Here is a 21,020-nt window from a genome sequence, read left to right as displayed (position 1 = left end):
AATTGCTCCTCTCTTTAATATCAAATAACTGATTGAGTGTCAGTCAATAAAGTAAAACATGATTAAATAGCAATGTTTGGATGATACGCAATAACCAAATTTTTTGTATGTTCATTTTGATAAATTTGACAGTCTACTTCATAAACTTCTTTTACTAAAGCTGGTGTAAGTATTTCCTCCGGTTTACCATGCGTTAAGACTTGACCATCCTTTATTACGTATAAATACTCGCAATACATAGCAGCTAGAGATAAGTCATGTAATGCAGCAAGTGTGCCTATTTTTAATGATTGTACGAGCGATAAGATTTGAATTTGATATTTAATGTCCAAATGATTCGTCGGTTCATCTAATATTAAAAACTGAGGTTCTTGTGCTAAAGCACGTGCCAAAATAACACGTTGTTTTTCACCACCAGAAAGATACGAAAAATGCTTCAATTCATGCTGTTTTAGGTTCACCTTCCGTAAGGCACTATTTACAAGGTCTTCATCTTCTTTTGAGTCAGATTCCAACATTTTTTTATGTGGGGTTCTTCCCATCATAACCATGTCACGTATAGTAAAATCAAAGTTTGTATTGTTAAATTGTCCAACAACGCCCATCTTTTTAGCGATTGCTTTAGGAGAAGATTTGACGATATCTAAATCATCTAAAAAAATCATACCACTAGTTGGTTTTGTCACTTTATAGATGTTTTTTAATAATGTTGATTTTCCACAACCATTTGGTCCAATAATACCAACAAATTGTCCTTCATTCACCTTTAGAGAAATACTCTTAATGATTTCAAGATCAGACACAGAGAAGGAAAGATTATTAACTGTTAATTTCATATTAATTGCCTCCAAAGCCGTATTTCTTTTTTATTAACATGTGCATAAATACAGGTGCTCCAAATAAGGATGTCACAATCCCAATCGGTAATTCACTATTTGAAATAACCGTTCTTGCCAGTAAGTCTGTCCAAATTAAGAAGATAGCACCAACTAATATGACGATGGGTACTAAATAACGATGATTAGAGCCAGTAAATATTCGAACAATATGTGGAATAACAAGACCGACAAAACCTATAATTCCACATGTTGATACAATAACAGCTGTTAAAATTGCTGAAATGACTAAATATATTTTTCGGTATACATTTAAGTTAATTCCTAATGTCATCGCAGCATCATCACCCATAAGCATTGCGTTCATAATGCGCCATTGTGATAAGAAGAATACGCCTATAATTATGACTATTGCAGCAATTAGCGGAATGTCTTTCCACTCTGCAGAAGATAAACTTCCCATCGTCCAAAATGAAACCGAACGGACGCCTTCAGCATCTTTTGCGAAATATACGAATAAATTTGAAAGAGCTGTAAATAGAGCGTTAACAACAGTTCCAGCTAAAATGAGTTTAATGACGGACATTTTTTCTCCAACACTTGAAAGTACCAATACTAGAAATGTTGCCAATATAGCACCTAAAAATGCACAAATGATTAAATCAAACTCACCCAAGAAACTGCTAATCTTATGTCCTAAAATAATTGAAAATGTTGCACCCAGTGATGCACCTGATGAGATACCTAGAATATAAGGGTCTGCAAGCGGATTTTGAATCGATGCTTGCATTACACTACCACAAAGTGCTAAGCCTGCGCCTACAATTACAGCCAATAAAATTCTTGGAATACGAATTTGCCAAATAACATCTGAAATCATCTTGGGTACGACAGTATCCACATTGCCGATATTGAGTCCTGTGAACTTATACAAAAGGATTTTACAAGAATCGAAAAAAGAAATATTTACTTGTCCGATAGAAACTGAGACAATCATCGAAATAAAAAGCAGTCCTATTAAAAGTAGAAGAATAGCAGAGAATGTGCGTTTATTATTTACCATTTCTTTCTCCTGCTGCAAAAACATCTGGATGAATGAACTCAGCCACCTGTTCATATAGGTCAGCAAGTTCAATGCCACCACTAATAGCTCCTGTATATTCAGTAACCATCACATCTTTATTTTGAATTGCTTTCACATTTTGTAGTTTCTCATCATTTAATAAATTATTTTTTGTTTTCTCTAGATCAGGCTGTTGAAATTCAGTGATGATAATTTTATCTGGGTTGGCTGAAATAATTGTCTCCGTCGAAAGTTCAATATAGTCTTCTTTCGACAGCTCCATATATTCCGCACCAACACCTTTAATCATCTCACTAATAATTGCCCATTTTGGTGAGTAGTAATAATACTTTCCACGTGCTCCACCTACCAATAAAATTTTAGGACGGTCTTTAATTTTTTTTACTTCTGATGTGATTTCTTTAATATGAGCTTGTTGTTCATTTAAAAATTTATTTGTTTGATTTTCGATATCAAACACCTTTCCGAATGTTTTTATTTCATTAAAGTAAATATCAATACTACGTCCAATTGTAAAATTTGTTGAGGAAACGACAGGAATACCGCGATCATTCCAAGACGGGATACTCCCAAGTAAGTCTTCTCTAAATGCTGAAGAAATAGAATAAATTAAGTCAGGTTGTAATGCTATAATGGATTCTTTTGCTGGCCACATTTTACTTACTAAAGGTAATTTTTCAATTTCCCAAGCAAAATTTGAATTAGACTGATCACTATATGCGAACCCAACAACTTTTTCTTGTTGTCCAAATTTCACAATTAATTCTGCAACAGCTGAACCAATGACCATAACTTTCTCAGGAGCCTTGTCAATTGTTTGGGTGATTTCCTCACCTTTGTTTGTATGAACACCAACTGACATTGGATATTTTTTATTAGTATTTACGCTTGCTATTTCCTCAGAGGAATGCTCCTTTTGTGAGCATCCTAAAGCAACGAAAATAAGAATAAAACATAATAGATAAATAGTTTTTCTAAACATTTGAATCCCCCTAGTATCTTTTGACTGATAGTCACTCAAATAAATTTAATGAACTTTTTCCACTCCAATTAAGCATTTGACTAATAGTCAGTCGAATGCTTAAATAAAAAAAGGAGGTAGTGCAATCAATGAATAGAATAACGAAAAGTGCAACGGAACGCCGAAATGAAATATTAGATACTGCAGAATCACTTTTTAGCCAAAAAGGCTATGAAAAAACCTCAACGACTGACATTACTAAAACGCTGGGAGTAGCACAAGGAACACTATACTACTACTTTAAATCGAAAGAAGAATTAGCAAATGCATTAATTGATCGACAGCTAAAAGGGATCAAAAAGCATTTTATAGATGTAATTTATGACGAAACATTTTCTGCATTTGAAAAAATTGCTTGGATTTTTGTGTATGAGCTTGATGATCCAACAGGGCATGTTGAAATCTTTAAGTATTTACAACACGATAGTAATGCAATTCTTCGGCAAATATTACATGTACAAACGATTTGTCAATTCACACCAATAGTAACGGATTTAATTATTCAAGGTAATAAGGAAAGCAGCTTCCACGTTGACAATCCGACACTTGTAGCAGAATTTTTCCTTTCGACAATCCATCATTGGGTTGATTCATCACTATTCAAATGGAATAAAGCAGAACGCATTGCAAGAATTGAAGCAATTCAATCTACATTTGAACATTTATTTGGCGTTCCTAGCGGCAAATTTGATTTATCACTTTTAAGGAAAACAGTAAAGAGCAAAATTTAATAATTGAGTAACAACCATCTAAGTGATATTAATTATCAATTAGATGGTTCAATTATATGTTTTGACTGACAACCTGTCAACACAAAAATAGAAGGGTTACATCTAGAAAAAATACAAATGAGCATATTAGATAAACATAGATATAACATATAGTTTAAAATTAACTAATGTTTCCATTCTTTAGCTTTGGAAGGGCCACCTTTACTTCGGATGTTTCGGATGGTGCGTACTTGTGCAAAAGCAGCATCAGGTCAAGCTGATCTGGTACATTGTCATTCAAGAAAAACAGATGCTCATAGATTTTATATAAGACAAGGGTTTACGGAAGCCCCAAAATATTTCGTTAAAATGTTACCTCAATCTGAATAATATCTGTGTTTATATTCAACAATCGGGCGCGATTGTTGAGCAACACAGGTAGAAAATAATCAAACTTTTTTTATAATCTAACTTAAAACTGCTAAAGAAGAATCCCTTTTGCTCAAACTTTTTTCAAAAGGGATTCTTCTTATTTATCGTAAAATAAGGGGTTGCGAGGTATTTTTGCTCAAACTTTATTTCAAAGCAACAACAAGCAGCTAGACTTGCTGCTTGTGAACTCCTTGCTCCGAACTGGCGTAATACGTTAAACAAACGAGCACAGGGCGAGGGAAAATTAGATATTCGTAACCGCGTAATCGATCCTAATGAATAATTGAGACTCCCACCCATAAATGGGCAAGCTGACTAACGTCAGTGGGATTCTTGAGTGACTAAGCGTTCGAAGTCCATTTCTGTTTTGAACAGCATGAAGCCGCATTCTCCTGTTGAAAAATGCGGCTGTTTCAAAAAAGTCGTTTGTTTGAATCAACTGTGTATAGTAGCTGGACACTAGTTACTAATTAATGGGCGATCGACAAGGACCTACTTTTATACCAAGGGAATTGTAATGTTCTTTTATGTTTATAACGGCTTGATAATGTGTCACTTCGTCAATTAGTTGATTTATTTTATGAACGTCAACTGGTTTTTTCATTAATAGGTCATTTAAAATTTGCTTGATTTCTTTAGGGTAAACATTTCCTACCATACTGGAAAGTCCATTGCAGCCACCGAGTATTTTTTCTATGAGGTCAACATCTCCTCCAGCAAACATAATGAAATCATCTGGTAACTGTGTATTTTTATGACGCTTCACATTGTACTCTTCTTTAAGTCCGATAAGGTTCGAGTGTTGTTGAGAGACAAGTTCATTAAGGGATTCAGCACTTAGGTTAAAACCAGTTCGGGCAGGATTATTATAAAGCACAACTTTTTTGGTTGTATGGTTTAGCAATTCATTAACATAAGCAATGGCTTGTTTTTGTGATGGTTGAATATAAAGTGGAAACTGGACAAGAATTGCGTCAAAAACAGATTTCTCAAGTGCTTGAATAAGTTTTATCGCATCTCTCGTTCTCGCACCTGAAACACCAAACATAAGTTCAATATTTTGAAAGTTTTGCTTATTAAAGTAATCAATGATTTGCAATCGTTCATCAATACTCATTGAATTTTGCTCACCGGTAGAACCAGATACAAGTAGTGACTCAATTCCGTTATTCTTCAAATGTTCAACAATGGGGTTGAAACCTTCTAAATATAAGCTTTCATCATCATGAAAGGGAGTTGGAATAGCAACATTTAGATTTTTCATCAATTATATCCTCCAATTATTTACCCAATAATATTAATATTGAACCAACGTAATACCGCAATTTGAATACAATTTTATACTTGTCGGGTGTATTTACTTTGTACGGATGAGAGGGGGAACTATCTCTCCACGCGTGCACACGAATCCGTACAAACTTATTGTCCGAAGTATGGGTAAATATTCATTGCTGGCAGGAGCTTTTATTTTACTTTTCTGGTAAAATGTCGTTCTTATTAGTTATATTTTCTTTAACAACATGTTTTGCTCCTGACCCAACAGGTTCTTCCAAAAACCATGTCCCCATACCGGAGACAGTAGGTACATCCTGGATAGTATAAAGAACAGCATTTTCATGATCAGACGTATTGCAATGTTCGTGTGAAAGCCAAGCAGGAGATACAAATACATCGCCTTTTTCCCACTCAATTTTCTCGTCATTAATTATACTATAGCCTTCTCCTTCAAATACAATGAAGATAGCCAAATTACTGTGCTTATGTGGGTTATTATGTTCACCTGGCGCCAATACTTGTACCACTGCGTTTATAGTAGGGGTCACACCGTATTTATCACCAGTATCTTTATTTACCAGCGATACTGCACCTCTGCCATCACCCATAAAATCACTAGACAATGAATCATCTAATTGTGCCTTTATATCTGTTCCTTTCCAAATACAAGGACGAACAGTCGGCTTGGTACTTTTTTGTAAAAAATCTTTGTAACTAATAATATCTGTTCTTTGATCGCTCATTCTAATAACCTCCTAAATTTTTTGAGAACCTTTGTTAACCTTCCTGTGCTTACATCGCCCCTATCAAATCTTAAAGGCACCCCCCTTTCAGGACTAAGTGATTTTAAAATTTCCAATTTGATACCTAGCAATACAGCGATGGAAAGGTAAACCCACTTTATTAAATACTGTTATAAACTGGGCTTGTTAATTAACAGTTTAGGGTATCTTAAACCATAGTGCAATTCAATTATTTATATAGTAATAATAGGTTCAAGCTATGATATAATACATATTGCCATAAATTGATTTTTGAGGGGGACCCTAGAATGGAATTAAGACAACTTGAATATTTTCGTTCAGTATGCCAGGAACTTCACTTCACAAGAGCCGCAGAAAAGATTGGAATTTCCCAACCTTCTTTAAGCCAACAAATTCGTTTATTAGAGCATGAGATTGGAGCACCTTTATTTGATCGAATTGGTAAAAAGACGGCACTTACAGAATCAGGAAGACTACTTTTGAAGTATACTCAGAATATTTTCCATGAATTAGAACAAGCACAAACTGCTATAAAGGAATTAAACGGACTCCAAAGAGGAAATATTTCTATCGGAACATTGTTAACAGTTGAAAACTACCTAATTCCACCGACATTACTTAATTTTCATCGTTTATACCCTGCTATTAAAATTTCTGTGTTTGGACTACGCACGGAAGACATTAGGAAAAGCTTGTTAGAAAATAAATTGGATATAGGTATTGTTTTTTTACCTATGAAAGATAGAGAATTAGAATCGATTTCTTTGTACAAGGAGGAACTGGCCCTTGCGGTACCCAACGGGCATCCATTAGAGGAACAAGATATGGTACATTTGGATGTATTGCGGACAACATCTTCCGTTTTATTTCCTGAAAACTACTTTTTAAGACAACTTATCAATAAATCTTGTAATGACTTGGGATTTCTCCCTCAGCCGACTTTTGAAATAACAACGATGGAATCTTTAATTGACATGGTTGAAAAAGGAGTAGGAGTGACTATATTGCCTAAACCTTATTTAGAGTGCCTTAACAATAATAAAATAAGAGTCATTCCAATTCTAAATTCTAATCTTTCCCGAGAAGTAGGAATCGTCTATAGGAAAGATAAATATATGGGTGCTGCTACACGTATGTTTATTGATCAGCTAAAGGCCACCACGATTAATTTGAATTATAGAACCAATAAAGATACTGATTAAAGGTTACCAGTTCATTATATTAGTAGCTGATCCTAACGAGGCGGTGATGCAATGGATAAAACAACAATGAATACTCTATACAAACCTAGTTAACATAAGGCCAATTTTTTTCGGAAGTTCCGAAATCAAAAACCCCTTGGTGCTTAAGGGGTTCCGAATTGTTCATTTTTATCGTTTATATATGATTTTATACAATGTTGATTATCAACATTGTCAGCTTCTTCAGAAGCATGGTAGCTGCATAAAAAAGGGGGGGTTATGCAACCCTTATTCAATATAAGCTTAAATGAATCTGACGCTGAAAATTGGAGGTTTAGAAGGGATTTACAAATTTCTTACCCTTTAAGATCGGTGTTGAGTTATTCTGACACAGGAATACCTTATTTAGCACCAGAAATAGTTTTATTATATAAGGTGAGAAATACAAGAGAAAAAGACCTTAAGGATTTTTTATCTGTTAAGGATATTCTTGATTCTAAGCAGCAAAATTGGCTTAGACAAGCCATAAAAATTCATGAACCAAAGCATGAGTGTCCATAAACGGGCGCAATTCTTAAAGATAATTTGTGCTTTTTAAGCAATAGGGCCAGCTTGTTGAATAACAAACTTTTATGAAATATTACCAAACGACGCAGTTTAGTTAAATAAGCGCGATCTCTCCTTCTATACCGTTATACTGGTGCATACTTCGTTACAACATCGGTACATCACCAGTTTGCTTGGTGCTAGAGAGTATATCCAGAACATTTGAAAGTGGAAACCAATCTACTATGATATGATTTAAGTAACTTTATTTACCAGGAAGAGTTTTTTAATGATGATAGGAAATCTAGCGATTGACGCTACAGTAGCAATTGCTACCGAGTTAATTAGATCCGTTAATAAATCAAAAACAGTTGCAGAACAAGAAGATATTGCTTTACTGGAGAATGAAGCTCGTCTGCAAGAAATTGAAAATAGAATTTCAGAGTACCAAGCTAGAGTTGCTCAAGAATTAGCAATCGCTAAAAGAATTGAAACAGCTGCTGAGGTTGAAATTGAAGAGTTTTACGATACTACGGGGTCTGGTGGTGTCGGGTTTCAAAAAATTTAAAGTGGCATAAATTTAGGTATTAATGGAAATGGTCGAAGAGTTGTAAAACGCGTCTATCGATTTAAAAGTGTAGCAGCACTTGAACAAGAAGAAATATCTACAGAACAAAATCCATCTGAAGGTCCAACAGAATAGTTCATCTTAATTCACGCTCTGGTTTTCTGTGGCGTGAATTTTCATTTCACTGAGAGATTTTTGGTATAATCAAATTTTTCTATTTGGCGGTATGATGGTCTTAACGATTCTATAACGATGGGAGTGTTAGGTATGAAGATAGTGATTGAGGCAATGACTCCAAGTATGGTAGCTAAACATCTATCGAGAGGTGGAGAAGTTCTTAAGAAGTATTCAAGCACTCTGGAGCATAAAGGTTATTCAATACCCCGTAACGAAAGGAATCATCGGCAGTATTCAAAGTGGGTGATTGCATGAAATATACTTGTCCTTGTTGTGGCTATAAAACATTACCAGAAGAGCCATCAGATACTTTCTATATATGTAAAATTTGTTTTTGGGAAGATGATGGGTTCAGTTTAATAACCCCGATTTCGAAGGCGGAGTGTTGGTTTAAAATAAAGTTTAATTAAAACCGTGCTACAAATGCTGATTTTGCAATAGAAGAAACCCATCCATTTTGAAAAAAGATTAATCAAAATGGATGGGTTTAATTTTGTGAAGGAGTTATTTTTTATAAAAAAGTTTGATTAAAACTCACTTAGAATTCTTACATCAAAAAGGGACAAAATGGTGCAACTTTTTTACAAACAGTAGAACTTTATTTTAAATCTATAGATACACAATTTTTGACATATTCTCCAATATTTTATATATTTAGATTGAAACACATTATTTACTAGTTTAATAGTAGAGAAAGGAGAGAGGTTATGTTTAAGTCTAAGATTGCAAAACTATTTGGAACAATGGCTTTATCAGGGGCTTTACTTCTTCCAGCAGTACCAGCACAAGCTGCTTGGTCAGATTGGCAAAGTGTGTCTAAAGCAGGAAGTGGTTGTAAAGTTAGAGTTTACACTGATGCTACTAACTATTCCGCAAAAACAACAACCGTTGGTGCAAAGGCTGAATCAAATGGGAAGTGTGGTACTTTATACTATGATATGAAATTAGCAGTGGGAAAAGCAGAATTTTCATCACACGATTATACAGCAGGATCTTTTTCATCGAATACACCAACAAAATCATTAAAAATAGGTGATGTTTACGAGAATGAGACAACTCTTATTATATTAGATTTATATTCAGATTCTTCGTACAAAACGTATGTAGGTACAGCTTACTCTTCTGACATTACATTAACAAAAAATAAATAAGTATATGTAATCCTTTTGTATGAAAAACGGAGAACTGCGTTTACTTGTTATTTTGTATATTAAGGTTCCAACGCATTACTATATTTACTAATTTAATAATACAATCAAAAAGGAGAAAAATTATGTTTAAATCAAAGATTGCAACACTGTTAGGAACAATGGCTTTATCGGGGGCTTTACTTCTTCCAGCAGTACCAGCACAAGCTGCTTGGTCAGATTGGCAAAGTGTGTCTAAAGCAGGAAGTGGTTGTAAAGTTAGAGTATACACTGATGCTACTAACTATTCAGCCAAAGCAACGACTGTTGATGCAAAGGCTGAATCAAATGGGAAATGTGGTACTTTATACTATGATATGCGATTAACATGGATGGGATCAGACTCTATGTCGCATGATATTACATCAGGATCTTTTTCATCGAATACACCAACAAAATCATTAAAAATAGGTGATGTTTACGAGAATGAGAAAACTTATATTAGATTATATTTATTTACAGACTCTGCATGGACAAATGATGCGGGGCTTGTAGTGTCTGATACAATTTATCTTACAAAGAACAAATAAATACGAATGTAAGGCCCTTCGGTATGTTAAAGAAGGGCCTTATTTATTGATTTTTAATGAAATTTGTTTAAAATACCTCGTAATTGTAGCTTTATAAAAAAAGTTGATAAGAAGTAATCCGAGAAGGCTGATTTACCAACTTTATAGGTTGTTGTTGGTTTAAAATAAAGTTTAATTAAAACCGTGCTACAAATGCTGATTTTACAATAGAAGAAACCCATCCATTTTGAAAAAAGATTAATCAAAATGGATGGATTTAATTTTGTGAAGGAGTTATTTTTTATAAAAAAGTTTGATTAAAACTCACTTAGAATTCTTACATCAAAAAGGGACAAAATGGTGCAACTTTTTTAAAAACAGTAGAACTTTATTTTAAACGATACATCTTTTTTATAAACGGTACAACTTTATTTTAAATCTACACGGAGCAAACGAAGTATCTTTAAGACAAGCGCAAAAAACTTTATTGAATTTGGAACATCAGAAGTATGCTTTGTTGAAAATGCAAGAAAACCAAATGAAGAGGATATTAAAGACCCTTATCGGAAATCGTTTATTTAGAAAACGGTATTAAACTAAAGGGGCGATTGTTTAATACGCTTCATTTTTCCTCTTTACCCTATGGAGGTTTTAATGCAACAAGGATTTATAACGTATACATAAATAAACCTAATAACGTTCCCAAATGAAAGTTTGGACATACACCAAAAAGTCACGAATGTTTTTAAATGTTTGTGACTTTTCTTATGAACATTAATTATATGGTGTTTATACACCTTTTTTATCAGTATTCTATCTATAATACTAGCAAGGTCAACGCACATAAGGACCAGGTGTGAAATGTAGCTTTGAAATAAAGTTGCGATGTTTATAAAAAAGATATGATGTTTAAAATAAAGTCGAGACGATTGTAAAAAAGTTGCGATGAAATAAACCTAGGTATTGGCTCAATGGGCCATCGGACAATACCAGGTACGTGCTTTTCTCCGGGCCACCGGTTACACCAGTTACTGCAGCTAAAATTAATTTAAGTGATCATATCAATCACGCCACGTGCTCAGCTGGGCATAATCAACTATTAGTGAAACAACAAATTAAACCTTTTATAAAAACCACATACTTAGTTAGAAATATCAACTCCATTTTGATCAATCTTTTTTCGAAATGAAGTTTTTCCATTCAGCTGATAAAAAAAGGTTGAAAGGGATTTTTTAATCAATCTTTATTCTAAAACTACACGGGCCATTTAACGGAACAAATAGGTAACTTAATTAACCTTTATCCGTCTAACAATCCAAGGAGGGATAACGTGAAAGTGTCAAGATTATTTTTGGGTTTGGTTATTTTCGTTTTATTAACTGCTGTTGGATGTTCTAATTCAGATAAAGGTAAAGTAGAAGTTTATACAACTGAAAATCCTAATGCGGAAGAGATTTTAAAATTAGATCCTGAAGCCGATATATTTCAGTTCAATGGAGTGATTTATCAGACTGGAATTGATTGGGTTGAAGAACTAACCTTAACAAAAGACGAGCAGGTAGGAGAAATAAAAACAAAAAACGATACAGATACAAACTTTGAAGACGAAATGTCGAACAAATTGCCTGTTGGTGCAAAAGTCTTTTCGGTTAAAGAAAAAGAAGAAATTGGAGGACCAATTTTACTCGTAGAATCAGAAGGTAAACTTTATAAATACTATGGGCTTGTTGAGGGGTAATCAATTTTCATATATCCGCAAAAGGGCGCGATTGTTGAGCAACACAGGTAGAAAATAATCAAACTTTTTTATAATAACCTAACTTAAAACTGCTAAAGAAGAATCCCTTTTGATCAACTTTTTTCAAAAGGGATTCTTCTTATTTATCGTAAAATAAGGGGTTGCGAGGTATTTTTGCTCAAACTTTATTTCAAAGCAACAGTAATAATCAGCGAAGCAAATAGACTTTAACTTCTTTCAGACGATTCCGGACGCAATTATACCGAGGCATAATTGATTATTCAATTGAGACAGTTAGTTTAAACTTTGAGCATTGTTATTTTCTTTACTAATATCTTCTTTCTTTACGTTTGCAATAAATACACCTATTAAAGTAATCAAGCCACCTGTAATGGCAGAAAAATGCGGAACCTCATCAAGCCAAATCCATGCGATAAGAAATGCAAAAACAGAGGTTAAATAAAGTGTACTAGTTGCTTCAGCTGCTCCAGTACGAGAGGTAATATAAGCTAGCGTAAAATAAGGAATGATTGTTGGGAAAATTCCAAGATACAAAGTGACTAATGTTGCATTTAACGGCGCATCTATAATTGCTTCACCTAGGCCAGGCGAGAATAGTAACATAAAAATAGTACCTGACCAAATGGCGTACATCGTAAAGGGAATAGCCCCATATTTTTTTAGATAATGATGTTGAAAAACAAAGTAAATACTTTCTGAAAGGGATGCTACTAAAACTAGGATAATCCCAGTATTAAAAGCAAAGTCTTCAGTTGAACCTCCTACAGAAATAAATGCTACACCACAAAAACCAACAAGTGAACCTACCCATCCCCATAATCCAAGCTTCTCACGATAAAAGAATACAGCTAACAAAGCGGTGAATATAGGGGTTGTGGAAACAAGTAAACTTGCAACCCCCGCACTAATCGTTTGCTCTCCGTAATTTAGTGCTACTTGATACACGGTGAAACCTAAAAAGCCAAGTAATAAAATAATGGGGATATCTTTTAACGCAGGTAAAGGAGTTTTTATAATAACTGCTATGATTATTAATACGAATGAGCCGACTAATAATCGTAAAAGTGATATATGTTCAGGTGAATATGCCGTCAATGCCACTCGTATTCCTGGAAAAGCTGATGCCCATAAAATGATTGTTATGAAATGAGCAGAAATAATCTTAAAATCTAATGTTTTTAACATGAATACACCTCGTTCGTTTTACTTTCTAATCCAACCAATTAAATTTATGTTTTTAATATTAATAGGATTTTGGTAAAATTTCTGCAACAGGTTATAATGAAAAAAACCAACCAGTTCAGAAAAGGGGGTACTTATGAAAAAACCAAAATATCAATTGATTATTGATTTTATAAAAGAAAAAATTGCTAAAGGAGAGTGGGCGATCGGAAGTCCCATACCCAGTCAACGTAATCTGGCAAAACAGTTTGAGGTTAATCGTAGTACAGTCATAACAGCATTAGAGGAACTAATGGCGGAAGGCCTAATTGAAGGCAAAGCAGGGAAGGAAACTGTCGTCACCAATAATACTTGGACTTTGATGGGGGCAAAATCCTCGACGAACTGGAATGAAAATGTCACTTTAGGCATTCATAAACCTAGCGTTACTATGGTGCAGGAGATTAACGAAGCGGAATCGAATGCGAATCTTATTCAATTGAGTAAAGGGGAATTATCACCAGAGATGTTCCCTTTAGAAGAGATGAAATCCGTTGTTCAAAAGGTTTCGAATCAATTGACCACTTTTGGCTATGAAGAGCCAAAAGGAAATATAAAATTACGCCAAGCAATTAGTGATTATTTAAAGGTCAGAGGAATCGAAGCATCTCCGTCGTCCATCCTTGTAGTTTCTGGTGCGCTCCAAGCCTTACATCTTATTTCAATAGGACTCCTAAAAAGAGGTTCAACGGTATTGCTAGAAATGCCGTCCTATCTTTACTCGTTGACTGTTTTTGAGTCTGCGGGGATGGAGTTGCAAGGATTAGCGATGGACAATGAGGGGATTATAATAGATTCCATTTATCCGATAAATGAAAAAGGAAAGAATATTTTATATACGATTCCAACCTTCCACAATCCAACAGGCGCCTTAATGCAAGAAGAGAGACGAAAGAAATTAATTACATACTGCGAAAGAGAGCAACTGCCAGTTATAGAAGATGATGTGTACCGTGATTTATGGATTGACAATCCATCACCTAAACCACTGAAAGCAATGGATCATTACGGAAATGTATTATATGTTGGGAGTTTATCGAAAACCCTTAGTCCAGGATTACGAATTGGTTGGATAGTTGGCTCGGAATCAGTCATAAATCGATTAGCAGATTTAAAAATGCAATCCGATTATGGATCAAGTACTCTTTCACAACTCGTTGCTGCAGAGTGGCTATCTAGTAATTTCTATGATGATCACCTTGATAAAGTAAGAGAACAACTTAGCATTCGTAGAAAAGTTGCTTTAGATGCACTGGACAAATATTTGAGTCCTTACGCTACGTGGGACATCCCAAAAGGTGGATTGTTCATATGGGTTAATATTAAGCCAGAATTTAAAGTAAAAAGACTATTTGAAAAAGCATTATCTAACAATATTCTTCTAAATCCTGGTAGTATTTATGCTGAAAAATCAGGACTGTTTATACGAATCTCCTATGGGTATGCTTCACTTGATGAAATGAAAGAAGGCATATTCCAATTAAGTGAAATTATTAAAAATCAATAGATCGTAAAATGGAGTGGTTAAATGAAAATACTAAACAAATTGCCAAAAAGTAACCCACATTTACATGTAGACTTAATTAAAAATGGCTGGATTCCGATGAAAGAACCTAAGAATTTAACAAGTGCTATATTTTTATCTATCCCACTAATGATTGTCGCTTCAATGATCTCTATTGGGGTAATAAATATTTTTTCTAGTATTTCTTTGAGAGATTTTGGATTTACATCTGGTGGAATATCAATAACCATTAACTTAAGCGTTATTTTGGGGATAGTCTTACTATTAATAATTCACGAATTACTTCATTTGATGTTCATTCCTAATTTTATTCAATCAGAAAAAACTTCGGTAGGGTTTACTCTGTTCGGAGCTTTTGTAATTACGGAAGAAGAGATTTCAAAATCAAGATATATCGTCATTACGGTTGCTCCTTTTATGATACTTTCAATAATTTTCCCACTAATTTTAAGTGTATTTGGACTCTTAACAACGACATTAAAGTTCTTGGTCCTACTAAACGCAATGGGATCGTCAGTTGATTTACTAAATCTTCTTCTTATAAAGATGGTTCCCTAACTCAAGAGGAAGCAGATAAACAACTGAAAGACCTTGGAGTATCACTTCCAATCCATAATGAAAAAGACGAAAAATTCGCGAATTTAGATGATGAAACAAAAACACAGGTACAAGAAATAATGAAACAAGTTAAAGAGGGTTCTTTAACTCAAGAGGAAGCGAAAAAACAACTAAAAGACCTTGGAGTATCACTTCCAACCCATAATGAAAAAGACGATAAATTTGCGAATTTAGATGATGAAACAAAAACACAGGTAGAAGAAATAATGAAACAACTTAAAGATGGTTCTCTAACTCAAGAGGAAGCGAATACACGACTAAAAGAACTTGGAGTATCACTTCCAACCCGTAATGGAAAAGGCGGAAGATTCGCAAATTTAGATGATGAAACTAAAAAAGAGGCTACAAAATTAATTGAGAATGCAAAAATACAAATAGAGGAACTAGGAGTTGATTTTCCTACAGAAAAGTTTAATCAATTAATAGATTAAACTGATGCAAAGGGAGGATAAATTAGCGCTAACCAATTTTACGATCAAAAAAATGGTCCTAAAACCCCTGTTTACCAGGATTTTAGGACCCCTTTTTATTCCTATTTAGGCTAGACCTTTAATATATTTCGTAACATTCCCCAAACAACAACTACCTTGAGGATTGTTTACCTCGCAGCCACAACGGTTTTCTTTAATATTTGCACGAATGTGTTCTAACGGATTAGGCGTGAGTTCATTTTCAACATAGTATTTAATTTTTTCTTTAGTCCAATCAAAACAATAACAAACCGGTGTACTTAATGAGTCATCCTTTTGATGCACGCCTACCTTTATATCAGATAGTGAGTACTCCTTATTACTCGTATCAAAATAAACGACATGACAATCTTTAGTCGAACAAAAATAGTGATTTTCCATAGCATTTATTGATCCTAATACAGATGGTTTTATCATTGATTTAATTGTTATTAGTTGTACATTTTTAGCTTTATTTTTGCAAGAGGGACAAACAATAGTGTTTTCATTAGTATTTTTTTTTAGGTTGCCACAACAATTTTCCATCTTCATTTCACCTCGTACATTTTATTTTCAGTCGATGAAGTATCAATAGTAGGACATTTGTACTTTGGTTAGGACTCATAGTACGCCATACATAAAGTATAACCCATGTAAGAAGGTGAAGGGGAAAAGGACACTTATTTACTTTATTAGTAGAGTCATAATATCAACAAGAAAGTGAACACGCAAAAAAAGAAAGGCCACGAGTGAAAATTGGAATTCATTTTTGTAAATTATCAAACTTTATTTACAAAAGAAGAAAGTTATCATACAAATAAACTAGGCGTTTATAAAATGAACTACATCCCAATCGTTAGCAGGTCTAACAACTGGGATGCAGTTCAAATTATTGTCTTAGTCTTATAAAAGAAAATACTTAAAGGTGATACATATTATGTTTGAATGGTTCCCTAAAAAATGGGGGAAAAGAAAAGTTTCTGAACGTTTTAATCAAGCAAAATTTACTGAAGATGGTAAAGGGATTACGATTACTACATATGCTATAGATTTATATGTACTATCTATTCCTTTAAAAGTGAAAAAATACAATTCACTGTAATTTGCGAGTGTCAACAAATTTTGTTGACATTTTTTTGTAGCTACTTTCAATGATTTAGAGAAAAATACAATTTATTAACTTGAAAGGGACGTATTCAAATATGTTGTTTTTGTCTTAAATGCGAAAACAAATAACATCCAATAATAACAATCAATCCCCCAATCCCTTGCGTCCAAGAGATGCTCTCTCCTATAAATAAAAACGCTAGAAGTGCCGTGAAAATCGGATTGAAATTAAGGAAAACACCGGATGTGGTAGCTCTTAATTTTTGAATACCAATGCTCCAAAGTACCATACAAACGACAGTGGAGATAAACCCTGTATATAGAAGTGATAATATAAAAGAATGATTAACGTTAGAAATGGTAAAATCCTTAAGGTTAAACGGTAATAGTACAAGAAGTCCAAATATTCCTGAATACAAATTAGCCATTAGTGGCGAGGTAGTTTTCATTGCCCATTTATTACAGACGGAATAAATACCCCATATACATACAGCTGCAAGCATCCATAAATCTCCCAAATTAAAATGAAAAGACAATAATAGGTTGATGTTCCCCTTTGAAAGTACAAGAAGAACACCGAACAACGAAAGTAGCATTGAAAGTGCTTGGAGTATATTAATCTTTTCTTTTAGAAAAATAAATGAAAAAATGGCAATTGAAATTGTATTTAATGTTGAAATGAGGCCAACATTCGTTGACGTAGTTCTTTCTAATGCTAAAAATTGAAAGATATTGAATAATACCACACCTGTAATGCCCATTAACAATAATGGAAGAAGGGCATTTCGAGTGGGAAGCAATCTTTTTTCTTTCCACCAGACCATTGGAAGAAGTACAGAGACAGCAATGATCCATCTTAAGCTCGTCAATGTTAACGGAGAGGCATGATCAACAAGAGATTTGGCAACTACAAAATTGCCTCCCCAAAGTAAACTGGTTAAAAGCATTAATAAAACATAAACATTCGGCAAATCACGATCTCTCCTTTGATTCTAGTAAGTGCAATCGAGCATTATATTTGATAAAAGAATCATAACATTTTCGCTTTTTACGCAGTATAATATTTTGTACAATGAATAAAAATCGGAATAACAGTAAGAATAATAGAGTTTTGCAGAATAAAATTAATTATAATCATCGAATGTAGCTGAATTTTCGAATAAAAAAAGGAGAGAAAATAGCATGAGAGATGTTGATAGAAAATTATTAGATAGCGTTGATACTCAAATACTAGATATTTTGCAGAGAGAAGTTCAAATAAGTAATGCAGAGATAGCGAGACGGGTGAATTTGTCCCCACCGGCAACCCATACGAGAATAAAACGTTTAGAAAGTGAAGGATATATTGACAAACAAGTGGCCATTTTAAATCATGAGAAACTGGGATTCGATTTACTGTGCTACGTTTTCATGAGTACAAATATTCATCAAGCTAAGGAGTTAGAAGCTTTGGAAAATGCCTTAAAAACAATGACAGAAATATTAGAATGTCATTGTTTAACAGGAGAGTATGATTATCTTTTAAAGGTTGTTATTAGGGATCGAAAAGAATTAGATCGCTTTATAAGAAAATTAAATAGACTGGGCATATCTCGCATTCAAACGAACTTATCTTTACGAGAAGTTAAATATTCAACAGTTTTACCAATATCAGAAGATGAACAGTAGAAGTTCTTCCGAGCAATATGGATTTTTAGCTTCGTCACATAAATACTTTAGGTCTAAAACTCAAGCACAATAGGAGGCATTATGAAAACATTCATATATATGGTACGCCACGGTGATTCACCAAAAGACGGAAATGAGAGAACGAGAGAATTAACAGAAAAAGGTCGATTAGACGCTCAACGAATAACTGATATTCTACAAAAAGAGGGCATTGATACTGTTATTTCAAGCCCGTATAGTCGTTCAATCCTAACTGTTCAGAAAGTAGCTGAACAAATAGAAAAAGAAGTAATTGTATTTGAAGACCTTAAAGAGCAAATATTTATTGCTGGAGATAAGCGAATCTCTGACAAGGAATTATTCCCTTTATTACATAAGTCATTTTCTGACCCAACCTATGCTATAGAGGGAGGTGAGTCAAATGCTGCCTGCCAGAAACGTGCTATAAATGTATTAAAAGAAATAATAAAGACATATCAAGGACAGAAAGTAGTAATCGGCACACATGGCGCAGTTATGACTTTAATGATGGGGTTTTATGATAGTAAATACGATTTGAACTTTTTATTACATACAACAAAGCCAGACATATACAGAATGGAATTCGATGGGCAAGAGTTGGTTGATGTAAAAAGATTATGGGAGATTTAAGGAAGGGCATTGAAAAACTTATGAATTGCTAAAAAAATATAGTAACTTATTAAGTATAAAAAGTCGATTTGCACTGAAAATTTTGGTGTAAATCGACTTTTTTCAGTGGATTCGAATAAAGGGTCTGTGTTTTTTTTATAAATGTCTTATCTAGAATTTTGAATAAAACGAACAAGTTTAAAGTTAGGTAATCTGTAAAGACTAGTAACATTTATAGCTTTTGGATAAGAGATAATGTACATTACACTAAAAGAACAAAATAATTCATAACTTTAGTAGAGGTGAAAATTATATGGAGGAAAAGCTAAATAAGAAAAATGAAATAAACAATTATATTAAAAAACAAATTAATAAAAATAGTTATATTTTAGGTGTCGCTGCTGGTTCTGGAATGACAGCTAAATACGCAGAACAAGGTGGCGCAGATTTTATTTTAGCTCTAAATTCAGGACGATTCAGATTAATGGGGGTAAGTTCATTAGCTGGTTTCTTACCGTATGCAAATAGTAATGATGTTGTCATGGATTTTGCATGTAAAGAGATCATTCCTATGATCAAAAAAATTCCAGTTTGTTTTGGTTTATGTGCAACAGACCCAACAATTGAATTAAATAGCTATATTGATTTAATTAAGAAAAAAGGATTTGCGGGTATTAATAATTATCCAAGTATAGGTCTAGTAGATGGGCTCTTTAGAGAAGCTTTAGAGGAACAAGGGATTACTTATGAAAAAGAGATAGAAGCTATTCGTCTCGCTAGTGAAAAGGGATTGTTTACTGTAGCCTTTGTATTTAATGAAGAGCAAGCTATATGTATGGTAGAAGCTGGTGCAGATATTATTTGTGTTCACTTAGGTTTAACGAATGGTGGATCGTTAGGGGCAAAAAAGATTTTATCTTTACATGCCGCCAAAAAGATGGCGGTAAATATATTTAATAAATGTAATGAACTGAATCCAAACATTATTAAAATGATTTACGGAGGTCCGGTTAATAAACCAATAGATGTTCAATATATGTATGATGATACTACTATTATGGGTTACATCGGAGGTTCTGTTTTTGAAAGGATTCCAAATGAACAAGCTCTCATACATATAACCAAATCATTTAAGCAAACGAACAATTTCCAATTGGATGATTTAATCAGTAAAATTACTGATGGTCTAGGAAGTCAAGCTGATTATATTAATTTTATCAAGAAATACATTAGTCTGCATTATATGGATGAAATATCATTAAATGAAGTGGCAGAAATATTGAATTTGTCTCGTTCTTATTTAAGCACATTATTCAAAAAAGAGGTGGGGATTTCATTTACAGAATATCTTATTAATTTTCGACTTAATAGGGCAATTGAAATTTTAAAATTTGAAAAACTACCACTAAATAATATTGCCGAAATGGTAGGTTATCCCGATTATACTCAGTTTAGTAAAATATTTAAAAAATATAAAGGTGTGTCACCTAGAAACTATTTAACTTCTTTCAGCAGGTGTTTGGACACCCTCTGAAATAGAGGAACTCAGTCTAAGAACGCCACGTCCTGTGGCAACGACTGAGTGACCAACTTCGTGTTGGCCTAAAGCCTCCGGCGGATGTCATGGAATCGGAAAGGAGTTAATAAATGATGTTAGCCTAATATCATCGCATCCATGCGATAACGGCTAACTGACCTGCATCACGCAGGCCTAAGCACAAGCCGATTCCAGACGCAATTATGCCAAGGCATC

The 21,020-nt window shown here is 33.8% G+C and carries 22 protein-coding genes and 1 pseudogene; 15 read left to right on the top strand and 8 right to left on the bottom strand.

The genetic code is table 11. The annotated features are described in order from the left end of the window. Positions 1 to 62 precede the first annotated feature (62 nt). The 3 genes from ACQKOF_RS02435 to ACQKOF_RS02425 are packed head-to-tail and all read right to left on the bottom strand — an operon-like array spanning position 63 to position 2,902. Positions 63 to 836: an ABC transporter ATP-binding protein gene (locus tag ACQKOF_RS02435; protein WP_427553335.1), complete on the bottom strand. Its 774-nt coding sequence runs from the start codon at positions 834 to 836 to the stop codon at positions 63 to 65. Between the two features lies 1 nt (position 837). Further along, a complete protein-coding gene (locus tag ACQKOF_RS02430; protein ID WP_427553333.1) occupies positions 838 to 1,899 on the bottom strand; it encodes a FecCD family ABC transporter permease in 1,062 nt (353 codons plus the stop codon). After that, entirely contained in the window at positions 1,889 to 2,902 is a 1,014-nt protein-coding gene (locus ACQKOF_RS02425; protein WP_427553331.1) for an ABC transporter substrate-binding protein, read from the bottom strand. Before ACQKOF_RS02425 ends, ACQKOF_RS02430 begins: the two co-directional genes overlap by 11 nt. A 128-nt stretch (positions 2,903 to 3,030) precedes the next feature. Between ACQKOF_RS02425 and ACQKOF_RS02420 the strand changes: the two genes are divergently transcribed. Further along, positions 3,031 to 3,672 (top strand): TetR/AcrR family transcriptional regulator, encoded by a 642-nt coding sequence (locus ACQKOF_RS02420; protein ID WP_427553329.1) that lies wholly within the window; start codon positions 3,031 to 3,033, stop codon positions 3,670 to 3,672. 877 nt (positions 3,673 to 4,549) lie between these two features. Here the strand turns inward: ACQKOF_RS02420 and ACQKOF_RS02415 are convergent. Next, positions 4,550 to 5,347: a dihydrodipicolinate synthase family protein gene (locus tag ACQKOF_RS02415; protein WP_427553326.1), complete on the bottom strand. Its 798-nt coding sequence runs from the start codon at positions 5,345 to 5,347 to the stop codon at positions 4,550 to 4,552. Positions 5,348 to 5,552: 205 nt separating this feature from the next. Then, entirely contained in the window at positions 5,553 to 6,101 is a 549-nt protein-coding gene (locus tag ACQKOF_RS02410) for a cupin domain-containing protein (RefSeq protein ID WP_427553324.1), read from the bottom strand. A gap of 308 nt (positions 6,102 to 6,409) precedes the next feature. On the opposite strand from ACQKOF_RS02410, the gene ACQKOF_RS02405 reads away from it, so the two are divergent. The 7 genes and pseudogenes from ACQKOF_RS02405 (at position 6,410) to ACQKOF_RS02375 (ending at position 12,028) form a co-directional block, all read left to right on the top strand. Further along, complete coding sequence (locus ACQKOF_RS02405; RefSeq protein WP_427553322.1) at positions 6,410 to 7,324, top strand: LysR family transcriptional regulator; 915 nt, start codon at positions 6,410 to 6,412, stop codon at positions 7,322 to 7,324. A 258-nt stretch (positions 7,325 to 7,582) separates the two neighbouring features. After that, a complete protein-coding gene (locus ACQKOF_RS02400; RefSeq protein ID WP_427553320.1) occupies positions 7,583 to 7,864 on the top strand; it encodes a hypothetical protein in 282 nt (93 codons plus the stop codon). Positions 7,865 to 8,141: 277 nt separating this feature from the next. Then, a complete protein-coding gene (locus ACQKOF_RS02395; RefSeq protein WP_427553318.1) occupies positions 8,142 to 8,417 on the top strand; it encodes a hypothetical protein in 276 nt (91 codons plus the stop codon). Positions 8,418 to 8,845: 428 nt separating this feature from the next. After that, positions 8,846 to 8,976: pseudogene (locus ACQKOF_RS02390) on the top strand (CPCC family cysteine-rich protein); the annotation flags it as partial. A gap of 325 nt (positions 8,977 to 9,301) precedes the next feature. After that, a complete protein-coding gene (locus ACQKOF_RS02385) occupies positions 9,302 to 9,745 on the top strand; it encodes a hypothetical protein (RefSeq protein WP_427553316.1) in 444 nt (147 codons plus the stop codon). Positions 9,746 to 9,867: 122 nt separating this feature from the next. Continuing rightward, a complete protein-coding gene (locus ACQKOF_RS02380; RefSeq protein WP_427553314.1) occupies positions 9,868 to 10,311 on the top strand; it encodes a hypothetical protein in 444 nt (147 codons plus the stop codon). Between the two features lie 1,309 nt (positions 10,312 to 11,620). Then, a complete protein-coding gene (locus ACQKOF_RS02375) occupies positions 11,621 to 12,028 on the top strand; it encodes a hypothetical protein (protein WP_427553312.1) in 408 nt (135 codons plus the stop codon). Positions 12,029 to 12,322: 294 nt separating this feature from the next. Here ACQKOF_RS02375 and ACQKOF_RS02370 read toward each other — a convergent pair whose 3' ends face one another. Then, on the bottom strand, positions 12,323 to 13,234 hold the full coding sequence (locus tag ACQKOF_RS02370; RefSeq protein ID WP_427553310.1) for a DMT family transporter: 912 nt from the start codon (positions 13,232 to 13,234) through the stop codon (positions 12,323 to 12,325). Positions 13,235 to 13,367: 133 nt separating this feature from the next. Between ACQKOF_RS02370 and ACQKOF_RS02365 the strand changes: the two genes are divergently transcribed. The 3 genes from ACQKOF_RS02365 to ACQKOF_RS02355 all read left to right on the top strand — a co-directional run bounded on the left by ACQKOF_RS02365 (position 13,368) and on the right by ACQKOF_RS02355 (position 15,844). Then, positions 13,368 to 14,777: a PLP-dependent aminotransferase family protein gene (locus ACQKOF_RS02365; RefSeq protein WP_427553308.1), complete on the top strand. Its 1,410-nt coding sequence runs from the start codon at positions 13,368 to 13,370 to the stop codon at positions 14,775 to 14,777. A gap of 21 nt (positions 14,778 to 14,798) precedes the next feature. Further along, entirely contained in the window at positions 14,799 to 15,353 is a 555-nt protein-coding gene (locus tag ACQKOF_RS02360) for a DUF3267 domain-containing protein (protein ID WP_427553306.1), read from the top strand. Positions 15,354 to 15,472: 119 nt separating this feature from the next. Further along, positions 15,473 to 15,844, top strand: a complete 372-nt coding sequence (locus tag ACQKOF_RS02355; protein ID WP_427553304.1) for a hypothetical protein — start codon at positions 15,473 to 15,475, stop codon at positions 15,842 to 15,844. Between the two features lie 105 nt (positions 15,845 to 15,949). Here the strand turns inward: ACQKOF_RS02355 and ACQKOF_RS02350 are convergent, their stop codons facing one another. Then, complete coding sequence (locus tag ACQKOF_RS02350; protein WP_427553756.1) at positions 15,950 to 16,408, bottom strand: putative iron-sulfur cluster-binding metallochaperone; 459 nt, start codon at positions 16,406 to 16,408, stop codon at positions 15,950 to 15,952. 391 nt (positions 16,409 to 16,799) lie between these two features. On the opposite strand from ACQKOF_RS02350, the gene ACQKOF_RS02345 reads away from it, so the two are divergent. Further along, positions 16,800 to 16,964, top strand: a complete 165-nt coding sequence (locus tag ACQKOF_RS02345) for a hypothetical protein (RefSeq protein ID WP_427553302.1) — start codon at positions 16,800 to 16,802, stop codon at positions 16,962 to 16,964. A gap of 94 nt (positions 16,965 to 17,058) precedes the next feature. On the opposite strand, the gene ACQKOF_RS02340 is transcribed toward ACQKOF_RS02345, so the two are convergent. Then, positions 17,059 to 17,940, bottom strand: coding sequence for a DMT family transporter (locus tag ACQKOF_RS02340; RefSeq protein WP_427553300.1), 882 nt, complete (start codon positions 17,938 to 17,940; stop codon positions 17,059 to 17,061). A gap of 211 nt (positions 17,941 to 18,151) precedes the next feature. Here ACQKOF_RS02340 and ACQKOF_RS02335 point away from each other — a divergent pair, with 211 nt between their 5' ends. The 3 genes from ACQKOF_RS02335 (at position 18,152) to ACQKOF_RS02325 (ending at position 20,801) form a co-directional block, all read left to right on the top strand. Continuing rightward, positions 18,152 to 18,637 carry an Lrp/AsnC family transcriptional regulator gene (locus tag ACQKOF_RS02335; protein WP_427553298.1) on the top strand — a complete coding sequence of 162 codons (486 nt, stop codon included), beginning with the start codon at positions 18,152 to 18,154 and terminating at the stop codon, positions 18,635 to 18,637. Between the two features lie 81 nt (positions 18,638 to 18,718). Continuing rightward, positions 18,719 to 19,288: a histidine phosphatase family protein gene (locus ACQKOF_RS02330; RefSeq protein ID WP_427553296.1), complete on the top strand. Its 570-nt coding sequence runs from the start codon at positions 18,719 to 18,721 to the stop codon at positions 19,286 to 19,288. 292 nt (positions 19,289 to 19,580) lie between these two features. Then, on the top strand, positions 19,581 to 20,801 hold the full coding sequence (locus tag ACQKOF_RS02325) for a phosphoenolpyruvate hydrolase family protein (protein WP_427553294.1): 1,221 nt from the start codon (positions 19,581 to 19,583) through the stop codon (positions 20,799 to 20,801). The last annotated feature ends 219 nt before the right edge of the window (positions 20,802 to 21,020 follow it).

It is taken from the genome of Lysinibacillus sp. NPDC093190, assembly GCF_050280425.1.
Lineage (GTDB): Bacteria > Bacillota > Bacilli > Bacillales_A > Planococcaceae > Lysinibacillus.
The sequence above is the reverse complement of the archived record's forward strand: the minus strand, read 5'-3'. Positions and strand labels throughout refer to the sequence as shown.